Origin of the sequence: Microcella alkaliphila, assembly GCF_002355395.1 — a bacterium.
Taxonomy (GTDB): domain Bacteria; phylum Actinomycetota; class Actinomycetes; order Actinomycetales; family Microbacteriaceae; genus Microcella; species Microcella alkaliphila_A.
This window is the reverse complement of record NZ_AP017315.1, coordinates 750,213-762,294: the sequence shown is the minus strand read 5'-3', so window position 1 is coordinate 762,294 and position 12,082 is coordinate 750,213. Positions and strand designations below refer to the sequence as shown.

Annotated in this window: 13 protein-coding genes; 3 read left to right on the top strand and 10 right to left on the bottom strand. The window is 69.2% G+C overall.

The window, feature by feature from the left end; all coding sequences use genetic code 11:
- Window positions 1–33 precede the first annotated feature (33 nt).
- On the top strand, window positions 34–522 hold the full coding sequence (locus CPY97_RS03695) for a small multi-drug export protein (RefSeq protein WP_096420845.1): 489 nt from the start codon (window positions 34–36) through the stop codon (window positions 520–522).
- 57 nt (window positions 523–579) lie between these two features.
- On the opposite strand, the gene CPY97_RS03690 is transcribed toward CPY97_RS03695, so the two are convergent.
- Genes CPY97_RS03690 through CPY97_RS03675 form a run of 5 tightly spaced genes read right to left on the bottom strand, consistent with a single transcriptional unit; the run spans window position 580 to window position 3,283 of the window.
- Window positions 580–1,380: an ABC transporter permease gene (locus tag CPY97_RS03690; RefSeq protein WP_096420844.1), complete on the bottom strand. Its 801-nt coding sequence runs from the start codon at window positions 1,378–1,380 to the stop codon at window positions 580–582.
- Window positions 1,377–1,547 (bottom strand): hypothetical protein, encoded by a 171-nt coding sequence (locus CPY97_RS13655; RefSeq protein ID WP_231924026.1) that lies wholly within the window; start codon window positions 1,545–1,547, stop codon window positions 1,377–1,379. Before CPY97_RS13655 ends, CPY97_RS03690 begins: the two co-directional genes overlap by 4 nt.
- Window positions 1,531–2,319, bottom strand: a complete 789-nt coding sequence (locus CPY97_RS03685) for an ABC transporter ATP-binding protein (protein ID WP_231924025.1) — start codon at window positions 2,317–2,319, stop codon at window positions 1,531–1,533. Before CPY97_RS03685 ends, CPY97_RS13655 begins: the two co-directional genes overlap by 17 nt.
- A complete protein-coding gene (locus CPY97_RS03680) occupies window positions 2,316–2,612 on the bottom strand; it encodes a transcriptional regulator (RefSeq protein ID WP_096420843.1) in 297 nt (98 codons plus the stop codon). The genes CPY97_RS03685 and CPY97_RS03680 overlap by 4 nt, the downstream gene beginning before the upstream one ends.
- Entirely contained in the window at window positions 2,609–3,283 is a 675-nt protein-coding gene (locus CPY97_RS03675) for a hypothetical protein (protein ID WP_096420842.1), read from the bottom strand. The genes CPY97_RS03680 and CPY97_RS03675 overlap by 4 nt, the downstream gene beginning before the upstream one ends.
- 99 nt (window positions 3,284–3,382) lie before the next feature.
- On the opposite strand from CPY97_RS03675, the gene hrpA reads away from it, so the two are divergent.
- Both hrpA and CPY97_RS03665 read left to right on the top strand, forming a co-directional pair.
- Entirely contained in the window at window positions 3,383–7,315 is a 3,933-nt protein-coding gene (gene hrpA / locus CPY97_RS03670; RefSeq protein ID WP_096420841.1) for an ATP-dependent RNA helicase HrpA, read from the top strand.
- A 23-nt stretch (window positions 7,316–7,338) separates the two neighbouring features.
- A complete protein-coding gene (locus CPY97_RS03665) occupies window positions 7,339–8,307 on the top strand; it encodes a DUF2332 domain-containing protein (RefSeq protein WP_096420840.1) in 969 nt (322 codons plus the stop codon).
- On the opposite strand, the gene CPY97_RS13385 is transcribed toward CPY97_RS03665, so the two are convergent.
- From CPY97_RS13385 to CPY97_RS03645, 5 genes are read right to left on the bottom strand one after another with little or no spacing between them, the layout of a single operon-like run.
- Window positions 8,297–8,446 carry a hypothetical protein gene (locus tag CPY97_RS13385; RefSeq protein WP_161494058.1) on the bottom strand — a complete coding sequence of 50 codons (150 nt, stop codon included), beginning with the start codon at window positions 8,444–8,446 and terminating at the stop codon, window positions 8,297–8,299. The two genes, CPY97_RS03665 and CPY97_RS13385, sit on opposite strands and share 11 nt — an antisense overlap.
- Before the next feature lie 13 nt (window positions 8,447–8,459).
- The gene (locus CPY97_RS03660) at window positions 8,460–8,846 is read right to left on the bottom strand and encodes a type II toxin-antitoxin system VapC family toxin (protein ID WP_096420839.1); all 387 of its coding nucleotides are present in this window, start codon (window positions 8,844–8,846) and stop codon (window positions 8,460–8,462) included.
- Window positions 8,847–9,143, bottom strand: coding sequence for a type II toxin-antitoxin system Phd/YefM family antitoxin (locus CPY97_RS03655; protein ID WP_096420838.1), 297 nt, complete (start codon window positions 9,141–9,143; stop codon window positions 8,847–8,849).
- Window positions 9,144–9,194: 51 nt separating this feature from the next.
- A complete protein-coding gene (locus CPY97_RS03650; RefSeq protein WP_197702248.1) occupies window positions 9,195–10,946 on the bottom strand; it encodes an amidohydrolase in 1,752 nt (583 codons plus the stop codon).
- A gap of 34 nt (window positions 10,947–10,980) precedes the next feature.
- On the bottom strand, window positions 10,981–11,970 hold the full coding sequence (locus CPY97_RS03645; RefSeq protein WP_096420836.1) for a ribonucleotide-diphosphate reductase subunit beta: 990 nt from the start codon (window positions 11,968–11,970) through the stop codon (window positions 10,981–10,983).
- Window positions 11,971–12,082: the final 112 nt, after the last annotated feature.

The window sequence follows — 12,082 nt, the reverse complement described above, 5'->3', positions numbered from 1 at the left end:
GCCGATTAGTTTACCACGTGGTACAGTAATCCCGTGATTGCGGAACTGACCGGGCTACTGGGCATCTTCATCGGCGGAGCCCTGCCGTGGCTGGAGGCAGTCATCGTGATTCCCGCGGGCATCGTGGCCGGCCTCAATCCTGTGGCCGTGGTCATCGCTGGTTTGTCCGGCAACCTCCTGACCATCGTTCTCGCGGCGGTCTACGGCCAGAAGATCCGCCAGTGGTGGAGGAACCGCAAACGACGCGGGCGCGCCGACGCCGCGGACGACAGTGCCAATGACCCTCAGCCCACGTCGCGCGCCCGCCGGGCTCAGCGCGTGATGGAGCGGTGGGGTATGCCCGGCCTCGCACTCCTCGGGCCGATAGGACTGGGCACGCAACTGTCTGCCGTGCTCGCCGTCTCGATGGGAGTCAACGCACGCGTGACCTCACTGTGGGTGGGAGCAGGCACCGCCGCCTGGTGCATCACCGCCGCCATCCTCGCCAGCGCCGGGCTCTCATTCCTCGGCATCGGCGCGTGAGAATGGTGTGACGCGGCGAAGAGCAGCGGTCCGGCATCGCGAGGCTCGGTTACGCACTCAGCGGTAGCGACGCCCCTCGTCCCGGCGGTACAGCCAGAGGGCGAGCAGCGCGGTGCCGAGCGTCCAGGCAATCGCGCCCGCGAGCATCCACAGTTCGGGGGTCGTTCCCTCGACCGCGGCGAGCGTCAGCTCGCGCGCGTGCCTCGAGGGGAAGAAACGCGACAGCGCCTCGAGCCACTCGGGGAAGAACTGGGGCGGGAAGAACAGCCCACCGCCGAACGCGAAGCCGAACATGCCGACCTGGATCACCGCGATCGCCGCCTTCGACGAGAAGGCGTAGCCGATCGAGGCACCCAGCAGCAAGAACGGGATGCTCGTCACCGCCAGCGCGACGAGTCCCGCTGCCAGCCCTACCGCCGACACGCTCGCCTCGGTCGCGACCGCGCCGACGATGAGCACCGGCACGATCGCCAAGAAGCTGAAGACCGCAGTGGACGAGATCTGGGCCGTAATGCGCACCATCGCCGGCAGCGGCAGGCTGCGCAGGTACGGATCCCACGGCTTTTCGCGATTCTCGGCAACCGTCAGCCCCAAGTTGAACAGCGCGCTCACCATGACCGCGAACACTGCCAGGCCGAGCACCGCCTGCGTCGCGAGCACCGGGTCGTCGGCGACGGCACGGTTCGGCACCACGAAGAACAGCAGGCTCAGCGCCGGGAACGCCATGGTGCCAATCACCGCGATGGGCACGCGCAGGGTCTCGATCACGAGCATCCGCAGGTGCATCACATACAGCGGCAGCGCCGGCACGGTGGATGCACGGGGCGCGTCAGTCGGGCGGGTGGCGGTCGAGGTCATGATGCGCTCCGATCGGTCGCGGCGGCCGGGGCCGCCTGGTCGCTGAGAGTGAGGGCGAGGAAGGCTTCCTCGAGGGAAGCGCCGCGCACGGTCAGGCGTTCAAAGGGCGCACCGCTCGTGACGAGCTCGCGCACGAACGCGTCGGCGTCGTCAACGGTGAGGCGCACGCGGCCAGCGGCGGCGGACCCCCTCCCCCACCACCTCGTCGCGCACGACGTGCGGCAGCGCGGCGACCCGCACAGGTTCCGGCGACGCCAGTTCGACGACCGCCGACATGACGCGGTCACGGACCGCGCCGAGCGTGTCGTCGGCGAGCACGCGGCCGTGGTCGATCACGATGACCCTCTCGGCGAGCGCCTCGATCTCTTCCAGGTAGTGGCTCGTCACGACGACCGTGGTGCCGGCTGCGTGGTGGCGCCGAATCGCGCTCCAGAGGGTGTGACGTGCATCGACGTCGAGCCCCGTCGTCGGCTCATCGAGCAGCACCAGTTTCGGGCGGCCCACGAACGCGAGGGAGACCGAGATGCGACGCTTTTGGCCGCCCGACAGCGCGCCGCACTGACGGCGCAGCAGGTCGGCGAAACCGAACTCGTCGGCAAGCTCCGCGGTCGGCACCCGGTCGGGATAGTGGGCGGCGACCAGATCGACGACCTCGCCGACGCGCAGGGTGTCGGGCAGCGCCGTTTCCTGCGGGGTGCTGCCGAGCCGCACGCGCGCGGCCGCGTCGCTCGGCGAGCCGCCGAACAATTCGACGGTGCCGGCCGAGGGGCGCCGGCGGCCCTGCACGAGGCTCAGCAGGGTCGACTTGCCGGCGCCGTTCGGGCCGAGCAAGCCGATCAGCTCGCCGGCGTGCACGTCGAGCGTGACGTCGTCGAGGGCGGTCAAGTCGCCGAAGCGGCGGGTCGCGCCGACAAGGCGGGCAAGGGGTGGGGTGGTCATGCGCTGTCTCCCAACAGTGAGCGGAGGGTGTCGGTGTAGTCCTCGAACGCGCGGCGACCGCGACGGGTAAGGGCAACGTAGGTGACGGGCGTGCGGCCCTTGTGGGTCTTCTCGACGACGACGTACTCGGCGTCTTCGAGCTTTCGCAGGTGCGTCGACAGGTTGCCGGCAGTCATGTCGAGCAGCTCTTGCAGGCGGGGGAAGGTGATGCGGTCGCCCTCCTCGAGGCTCGCGAGCGTCGCCGAGATGCGCAGGCGCGCGGCGGCGTGGATGACCGGATCGAGGTCGGTCACGCGACTCTCCCCCGCCGCAGGTTCAGGTGCATGACGAGGCCGGCGATGAGGAAGGAGCCGCCGCCAAGGAGGGCCATCACGAGGTTGTTGGTCGGGGCACCGAAAAACGGGGCGATGGCCGCGGCGATCAGGATGATGACGCCCAAGATCAATTGATCCATGGACCGCCACAGAGCGGCCCCCATCAGGTAGATGAGGCCGGCGACGAGTGTGTACGCGGCTGGGTAGTAGAGCGATAACAGCATCGAGTCGGCGCCAGCTCGGTTGAGCGCGATGCCGACCGCGAAGACGAAGATCGAGCCGAGCATCCAGCTGAGACCGTAGACGGCACCCGGGAAAGCAGACGAGCCCTCGATGCCGCGATCAAGCCGGGCCCCAATGACCGCCGACGTGACGATTGCCGTGAGGATCAGGACGCCGAAGATGCCGCCGGCCAGGCTCAGAGGCAACTGAAACCACGGGTTACCTCCCGCGTAACCCGACCATAGAGCGAGGAAGCCGACGCTCCACGCAACGCCCCACACGCCGAGAATCCAGGGCACGCCCGAAATCTGGCGCCGTGCGACCTCGGCCTGCTGCTCGCGAATCAGCCCGAGCGCCGCTGCCGGGTCGGCGAGTTCGTCCTCAAGGTCGTCGCGCCGGTCGTCTGGGCTGTTGTTCGTGTTCCCCATACTTACTTTGTAATGCAAACTACTTTTCGTGTCAACAGACTTTGCGAGTGAGCACTCTGCGTCGTCAGCGCAGACACCCCGCCATAGACTGGAGGGCTGATGATTGCCGCCGCCGCGCCGGGAGCCGCCCCGCGCATCCACTACCCACCGGACCTGCCGGTGTCGCAGCGGCGCGACGACATCCTCGAGGCTCTGCGCGACAACCAGGTCGTGATCGTCGCCGGCGAGACCGGCTCGGGCAAGACGACGCAGCTGCCGAAGATGCTGCTCGAACTGGGCTACGAGCGCATCGCCCATACACAGCCGCGGCGCATCGCCGCGCGCACCATCGCCGAGCGCGTCGCCGAGGAGCTCGGCACCCGCGTCGGCGAGACCGTCGGCTACAAGGTGCGCTTCACCGACGAAGTCACCGACGCGACGCGGCTGACGCTGATGACCGACGGCATCCTGCTCGCGGCGCTCCGCGGAGACCGCGAGCTGAACCGCTACGACGCGATCATCATCGACGAGGCGCACGAGCGCTCGCTCACCATCGACTTCTTGCTCGGCTACCTCAAACAGCTCCTCCCCCGCCGCCCCGACCTGAAGCTCGTCATCACCTCGGCGACGATCGACCCCGAGAGCTTCGCCAAGCACTTCGCGGCCGGCGACGGGACGCCCGCACCGATCATCGAGGTGAGCGGGCGCACCTACCCGGTCGAAATTCGGTACCGGCCGCTCGTGCCCGACGCCGACGTGCCGGGCGACGACGGCGACGAGTCGGACGGCGCCGACGCCCCCAGCACCCCCGACGACGCCATCGACATGATCGAGGGCGTCATCGCCGCCGTCGACGAGCTCGAGCGCGACACCGACGGCGACGTGCTCGTCTTCTTCAGCGGCGAGAACGAGATCCGGGATGCGGCAGACGCGCTCCGCGGCCACTTCCAGAAACGCGGACCGCGAGGCGCCGCCACCGAGGTGTTGCCGCTCTACGGCCGGTTGTCGGCCGCCGAACAGCACCGTGTTTTCGAAAGGCCGGCCCCGGGCATCCATCGCCGCATCATTCTCGCGACGAACGTCGCCGAGACGAGCCTGACGGTGCCGGGAATCCGCAGCGTCGTCGACACCGGCACGGCCCGCATCTCGCGCTACTCGGCGCGGGCGAAGGTGCAGCGCCTGCCGATCGAACCGATCTCGCAGGCGAGCGCCAACCAACGCTCCGGCCGCGCGGGGCGCACCAGTGACGGCATTGCGATCCGGCTGTACTCGCAGCTCGACTTCGACAAGCGGCCCGCGTTCACCGACCCCGAGATTCTGCGCACGAACCTCGCGGCGGTGATCCTGCAGATGATCTCGCTCGGGCTCGGCGACATCGAACGCTTCCCCTTCCTGCAGCCACCCGACAAGCGCGGGGTGAAGGACGGCGTCGACCTGCTGCTCGAGCTCGGCGCGATCGACAAGCGCGGCGACGAGCTGCGCATCACCCACGTCGGCCGGGCGATCGCGCCGCTGCCACTTGACCCGCGGTATGCGCGCATGGTCGTCGAGGCGCAGAAACTCGGTGTCGCGCGCGAGGTCATCGCGATCGTGGCGGGGCTGAGCATTCAAGACCCGCGCGAGCGGCCCGCCGAGCATCGCGAGAAGGCCGACCAGCTGCACGGGCGATTCCGCGACCCGACGAGCGACTTCATCACCCTTCTGAACCTCTGGAAGCATCTGCAGCGGCGGCAGAAAGAGCTGAGCGGCAACGCGTTCCGGCGCGAGGTGCGCGGCGAGTTCCTCAACTACCTGCGCATTCGCGAGTGGCAGGACGTCGAGAGGCAAGTCAGGCGCCTGCTGCCGAAAGACGCGGTACGCGGCGGCGCGATGCCGGAGACGAGCGACGCCGACGCCATCCACCGCGCCTTGCTCTCAGGCCTGCTCAGCCACATCGGCTTGCGCGACGACCGTGACGCGGGCAGCCCGACCTCGACGAATAAGGGTCGCGACGGCCGCTCCCCCGGCCGCGCCGCCCGCGGTCGGGAGTACCTGGGCGCGCGGCAGCGTCGCTTCGTGATCTTCCCCGGCTCGGGGCTGGCGAAAAAGCAGCCGGCCGCTGTGATGGCCGCCGAACTTGTCGAGACCAGCCGGCTGTTTGCCCGCACGGTCGCGCAGATCGACCCCGCGTGGGCCGAGCCTCTCGCCGCCCACCTCGTGAAGCGGCAGTACAGCGAGCCGCGGTGGGAGAAGCGCCAGGGCTCCGCCGTCGTCGACGAGAAGGTCACGCTGTTCGGCGTGCCCATCGTGCCGCGCCGCCGCGCGCAGCTGGCCCGCATCGACGCGCCGCTCGCCCGCGAGCTGTTCATTCGCCACGCGCTCGTCGAGGGCGACTGGGACACTTCGCGCCTCGACAAGCGCCTTACCGCGTTCCACCGCACGAACGCGCAGCTGCGCCGCGAGCTCGAAAAACTCGAGGAGCGGCAGCGTCGCCGCGACATCCTGCTCGACGACGAGAAGCTCGTCGACTTCTACGACGAGAAACTGCCCGACGACGTGACCGACGTGCGCCGCTTTGAACGGTGGTGGCGGGATGCGCGCCGCGAGCATCCCGATCTGCTCACGCTGACAAGAGGCGACCTCGTCGACGCGGAGGAGCTTCCGCAGGGCGACGACGACGCGTACCCGACCCGGCTGACGCTCGGCGATCAGACACTGAGTGTCGGCTATCGCTTCGAGCCCGGCAGTGTCGACGACGGCGTGACGGTCACGGTGCCGCTGCCGCTGTTGCCGCGACTCGACGACGCCGGCTTCGACTGGCTGGTGCCGGGCCTGCGCCACGAGCTCGTGACGGCGCTCATCAAGACGCTGCCGAAGTCGGTTCGGCGCAACGTGGTGCCTGCCGCCGACTGGGCGACGCGGCTGCTGGCGGAGGTGCCCGACGGCGCCGACCTGCGCGAGCTGCGCATCACCGAGTTTCTGGCGCGCGAGATTCGCCGGCAGACGTTCACGCCGGTCGAGCCCGACGACTTCGATCTCGAGCGCCTGCCCGCGCACCTGCGCATGGGCTACGCCGTCGTCGACGACCGCGGCCGGCGGCTTGCGCGCGGCACCGACCTGGGGTCGCTGCAGGCGAAGTTGAAGAGCCGCACCCGCGACTCGGTGGCGCGCGTGGCGACGGCGGCGGCCCGGGCTCCGATCGAGCGCGGCGGCATCACCGTCTGGGACGACACGGTCGGCGAGGGCGGCACCGTGCCCCGACAGGTGGAGGTGCGGCGGGCCGAGACGACGATCCGCGGGTATCCGGCGCTCGTCGACGAGGGTGCAGCGGTCGCGCTGCGCCTGCAGGTGTCGGTCGACGACCAGCTGCGAGCCCACCGGGCGGGAGTGCGGCGCCTCGTGCAGCTGGCCGTGCCGTCGCCGCTGAGCTACGTGCAGGAGCACCTGACCCACGCCGAGAAGCTGTCGCTGGCGGCCTCCCCGTACCGGTCGACGGCGGCGCTGATCGACGACGCGCTGCGCGCCGTCATCGACGCCGAATTGGATGCTCGCGGCGAGCTGCCGTGGACGCGCGCCGACTTCGAGTCGGTCCGCGACGCGGTGAACCGGGGGTTGCCGGATCGCCTGTTCCGGATCGTGGCGACGGCAGCATCCGTCTTGGCGGCAGCCCGCGAGGCGGACGTCGCGATCAGCCGGAGCTCGTCGCTGTCGCTCATGGCACCGCTGGCCGACTGCCGCGCGCAGCTGGGGCAGCTGGTGTTTGACGGCTTCATCGGCCGCACGGGGCTCGAGCGCCTGCCGCGGCTGGTCGTCTACCTGCGCGGCATCGTGCACCGGGTGGAGAAGCTGGCCGACAACCCGGGCCGCGACCGCGCCGGTCAGACCGAGTTCGAGTCGGCACTGCACCTGTTCGGGCAGGCGGGCGGGGTGTTGCCGCTCGCGGCGGACGCACGTGCCAACCTGGTCACGGTGCGGTGGATGCTCGAGGAGCTACGCCTGTCGCTCTTCGCCCAGCCACTCGGGCCGCACGGGCGCATCTCGGTGCAGAGGGTGCGGAAGGCGCTCGCGGGGTAGACGTCGGTCGCTACGGTTGCCGGATGAATTCACTGGTGAGCAGGTGGGATCGCTGGGCCCGCGTCGAGGCTGACGGCTTGAGCGCGCAGTATGCCGCGTGGGCGCGCGCGATTGCGGCGAACGACGCGCTGATCAACCTCATCGACGCTCTCCCGGCCGGGAAAAAGCAGCCCAATCTGGTGTTCGCGGCTGCGCGCTGGCACGGCGCACCATCAGAGGCCGACGCACTCGTGCATTGGCTCAGCGCGCACTGGGCCGCCGTGCGCGACACGGTGATCTCTCGGTCCACACAGACCAACGAAGCCGCCCGCAGCGCGTACCTCGCCGTCGCGCTCGCGCGCATCCCGGGGCCGATCGCTCTGCTGGAGCTGGGGGCCGCCGCCGGCACCTGCCTGGTGCCCGATTACTACCGGTATGTATTCGACGCTGACGGAACGACGTCAGAGCTCGTGCCCCGACGCGACGCCGGGTACGTGACGATGACCTGCGAGTTGCGGGGTATCGACGCTCCCACTTCCATGCCCGACATCGTGTGGCGACATGGCATCGACCTCAACCCGGTTTCGCTCGACGACCGCGACGAGGTGGCCTGGCTCAAGACACTTGTCTGGCCCGAGCACACCGAGCGCCGAGAGCGTCTCGACCGAGCACTGCAGACGGTGGCCGCGGCGCGCCCGTCGATCACGCGCGGCGACCTGCGCGACGACCTCACGGCTCTCGTCGCCGATGCTCCGGACGACGCGACGCTCGTGGTCGTGCACAGCGCCGTCTTCGCCTACCTCTCCCCCGACGACCGGATGCGCGCGGCCGCGTCCCTACGGCAGCTCGCCGACCACGTCATCAGCCTCGAGGGGCGGGACGTGATGTCCAACGTTCGGGTTCCGCCAGCCGACCACGAACGCGCCGAACGCCTGTTCGTCCTCGCTCTCGACGGCCAAGCGCTTGGGCTCGCGGCACCGCACGGCGGTCGCCTTGAGGCCCTCACGGAGTGACGGCGCGGCTCCCCGGCCGCAGTTTTGCCGTGAGCAGGCTGACCAGGATCACCGCGACACACACCGCCGCAAACCCCGTAAACCCGCCGACGCTGAGCTGAGCTGAGCCGTCCGCGAACGTGCCGGAGACGGCGAACATTGCGTGCTGCTGACTACGGAGCCGGCGATGCGGTGCGCATCCCCAACGAGGACGCCGCGGCCAGCAACCGGTCGTCGTAGGCAACGAATGCCGTCAGCTCGTCGCGAAGCTCCTGCGCGCTGGCGAGGTGAATCGCGTCGAGGCTGCGCAGCGATGGCGGCGAGAGTCGCGCCGCCGTGTCGAGCACGCGTGTTCCGACGGTCAGGAGACCGGGCCGTTCGAGCAGGTCGAGCGCCCGCGGCACGACTGACGGGTCGACGCGAGCAAGCGCCCGGATGAGCTCTGTCCGGAGCAGTGCGCTAGAAACCCACTCCCGGTCGCCGATGTAGTCCCGCAGGGCGAGAGATTCATTCTCGGCGATCAGAAGCTTCACCACTGCGGAGGTGTCGAGGTAGAGCACCTAAAACCGCTCTTCACGCTGCTCGTCAAGAACCTGAGCGATCGAGGGCCCGGGGAGCTCCTCACCAACGCGCGTCGGAGGATTCGCGGCGAGCCAGGCGGCGAGAGCGCCACGGCCAGGTGTCAGAAGCCCTTCATCGGTCAGTTGCTGCACACTCGACTTCTTCACCATCGGCAGCGGCCCGATGACCGCGATGGGAACCCCGCGCTCGGTCACCTCGATCGACTCGCCGCGCTTCACGCGATCAAGGTACTTGCTGGCATACTGCCGCAGCTCGCGTACTCCGATCCGGTCCATGTGCTACACGGTAGCACTTCACTGTGGAGGAACGAGGAGAGGCGCCGCAGTTCAGCCGAACACGCGGCGGCCCGCGACCCAGGTGCCGACGTTCCGCGTCGCGTGGATGCTCCCCGCCGGCCCCGCGAACGGGTCGCGGTCGGTCGCGACGAGGTCCGCGACGGCGCCCACCTCGATGACGCCCGCGCCGCGCGCGACGCGACCGCGCGCATCCACCACCGGATCGGCGGGGCCGCGGCCCGTGATCCACGCGGAGCCGGCAGTGTACGCCTGCAGGGCCTCAGCCAGCGTCAGCGCCTCGTGCGGCAGCAGCGGCTCCGGGTCGTGCTCGGGGTCATTCGCTGGCAGCGTGCGATTCACCGCCACGTGGATTGCCTGCCACGGCTCGGGAGTCGACACCGGCCAGTCGCTGCCGGCGCACAGGCGCGGGGCGGCGGACACCGGCGCGCCCACCGGTTGCTGACGCAGGATCGACGCGAACGGGTACTGGGTCGCGGCGCGCTGCGGCCCCACGATCGGCACCGTCAGCTCGCGCATCTGCGGCTCGTTGCACGCCCACAACGCCTGCATGTTCGCCGTCACGCCGAGCGCGGCGAAGCGCGCCACATCGTCGGGGTGCACGAACTGCAGGTGCGCCAGGTGGTGGCGGCCGGGGGTGCTCCAGCCGTTGCGCTCGCGCGCGGCCGCGAAGCCGTCGAGGGCGTCGCGCACCGCCCGGTCGCCGATCACGTGCACGTGGGCCGAGAAGCCCGCCGCGTCAAGCGCGACGATCGCGTCGACCAGTGCCTGCCCGCCGACGAATGCGATGCCGTGGGGATGCTCGGGGCTCGCCACGTCGCCCAGGTACGGCTCAAGCATCGACGCCGTACCGTTCTCGACCACGCCGTCGGCCATGATCTTCACGGCCGGGAGGCGGAAGCGGGCGCCCTCCCCGAGCGCCGCGACGAGCGCCTCGCGCCGGGCGACCAACTCGGGCACCTGCTCGACCCCGCGGTCGCGGTCCCACCAGAGCGCGCCCGTCACGTCGACGAAAAGTCGCCCCTCATCGAGGGCGCGCCGGTAGACGAGCGCGGTGTCCGAGGCTCCGAAGTAGTTGCCGATAATCGCGTCCTGCCACCCGGTGATGCCGAGGCTCAGCGCATACCGCTGCGCCTCGAGCAGCGCTGCGAACTCGTCGTCGGGCGTCGGGTCGGGCGCGACCGCCGCGACGAGCTTCGCGGCCCCCTCGTGCAGGGTTCCCGACGGCGATCCGTCGGGCAGCCGCTCGATGCGGCCGTCGGCCGGGTCGGGGGTCTCGGCCGTGATACCGGCAAGGGCGAGCGCCGCCGAATTCGCCCACGCGCCGTGGTGGTCGCGGTTGTACAGAAACACCGGGCGAATCGGCTCGACTGCATCGAGTTCGGCGGCCGTGGGCGCGCCACCCGGGAAGGCGCTCATGGCCCATCCGCCGCCGGTGATCCAGGCGCGCGAAGCGTCGCAGCCGCGAGGCGGGTTCACCACGGCAAAGCGCGCGACGATGTCGAGGTACTCCGACACCGATGACCCCTCGCTCAGGTCACACGACAGTCGCTCGAGCCCACCCTGGATGGGGTGGATGTGCGCGTCGACAAACCCGGCGTGCAGCAGGCCACCCGCCAGATCGACCACCTCGGTGTCGGGCCCGCGCAGAGTGTCGAGATCAGCATCCACCGCGACGATGACGCCGTCGGAGACGGCGACGTCGAGGCGCTCCGGCAACGACGAACCGCCCGTGCCGCGCCACACGACCCCGTTCGTAAACAGGAGGTCGCAGGGCTGAGACACGGGCGGCTCGATCGAGAGCTACGACAACAACTGACTAGCTGCGCGAGCTCGAGCCCGAGTTCACCTCGTAGGAGGTGTTCACCGACTCGAAGAAGTTCACGAGCTGCAGGGTGTCGTTCGCCGTCGCCATCCACTTGGCCGGGTTCGCCACGTTGTACTCGGGCTCGAAGCCGAGCTCTTCCAGGCGACGATCGGCCAGGTACTTCACGTACTGGTTGATGTAGTTGGCGTTGAGGCCCAGGATGCCGTTCGGCAGGAGGTCGTGGTTGTACGCCTCCTCCATCTCGACGGCGTCGAGGATCATCTGGCGGATTTCTGCGGCGAACTCCTCGGTCTGCAGGTCGGGGTTCTCCTCCAGCACCGTGAGGATCAGGTTGATGCCGAACTTCAGGTGCAGCGACTCGTCGCGCACGATCCAGTCGATGAGCGAGCCGAAGTTGCGCAGGAGGTTCCGCTGGCGGAACGACAGGGCCACCATGAAGCCCGAGTAGAACCAGATGCCCTCGAGGATCACGTTGTACGCGACGAGGTTGCGGATGAAGTCCTGCTTGCCCTCGGTCGTCGTGATGTCGAGCGTGTCTTCGGTCATGCGCTTGATGAACTTCACCTCGAACTCCTCCTTGCGCGCCATCGACGGCACGTCGACGTGGCTGTCGTAGGCGGCAGCGCGGTCGATGGGGAAGGTCTCGAGCACGTACTCGAAGCTCATGCAGTGGTTGGCCTCTTCCCACATCTGCTTCGCGAGGTACAGGTGTGCCTCGGGAGCCTTGACGTAGGGGTAGACGCCGAACGCGAGCGCCTTGTTGACGAGCAGCTCGTTCGGGTTGAAGTACGACATGAGGAACGTGATCGCGTGGCGCTCCTCGTCGGTCATCTTCTTGAAGTCGGCGATGTCTTCGCCAAGCTGAACCTCGTTGGGGAACCACGTGTTCGCAACGGCCTGGTCGTACAGGTCCATCGCCCACTTGTACGTAACGGGCTTCAGGAGGAGGCCCTCCTGAATTCCGGTGCCGAGAATGCCCATGGTGTGCGCTTCCTTCTCTGAGTGTGATGCGGGAATGAATTGATCGGGGGGTCTGGAATGGTGACGATCCCCGGATGCGCGTGATGCGCATCCGGGGAATCTCACGGTCTGG

What these genes read in the sequence shown, in the direction of transcription:
- CPY97_RS03690 (WP_096420844.1), bottom strand. Translation starts at nt 1,380, where the DNA reads ATGACCTCGACCGCCACCCGCCCGACTGACGCGCCCCGTGCATCCACC.
- CPY97_RS03665 (WP_096420840.1), top strand. Translation starts at nt 7,339, where the DNA reads ATGAATTCACTGGTGAGCAGGTGGGATCGCTGGGCCCGCGTCGAGGCT.
- CPY97_RS03685 (WP_231924025.1), bottom strand. Translation starts at nt 2,319, where the DNA reads ATGACCACCCCACCCCTTGCCCGCCTTGTCGGCGCGACCCGCCGCTTC.
- hrpA (WP_096420841.1), top strand. Translation starts at nt 3,383, where the DNA reads ATGATTGCCGCCGCCGCGCCGGGAGCCGCCCCGCGCATCCACTACCCA.
- CPY97_RS03645 (WP_096420836.1), bottom strand. Translation starts at nt 11,970, where the DNA reads ATGGGCATTCTCGGCACCGGAATTCAGGAGGGCCTCCTCCTGAAGCCC.
- CPY97_RS13385 (WP_161494058.1), bottom strand. Translation starts at nt 8,446, where the DNA reads ATGTTCGCCGTCTCCGGCACGTTCGCGGACGGCTCAGCTCAGCTCAGC.
- CPY97_RS03655 (WP_096420838.1), bottom strand. Translation starts at nt 9,143, where the DNA reads ATGGACCGGATCGGAGTACGCGAGCTGCGGCAGTATGCCAGCAAGTAC.
- CPY97_RS03675 (WP_096420842.1), bottom strand. Translation starts at nt 3,283, where the DNA reads ATGGGGAACACGAACAACAGCCCAGACGACCGGCGCGACGACCTTGAG.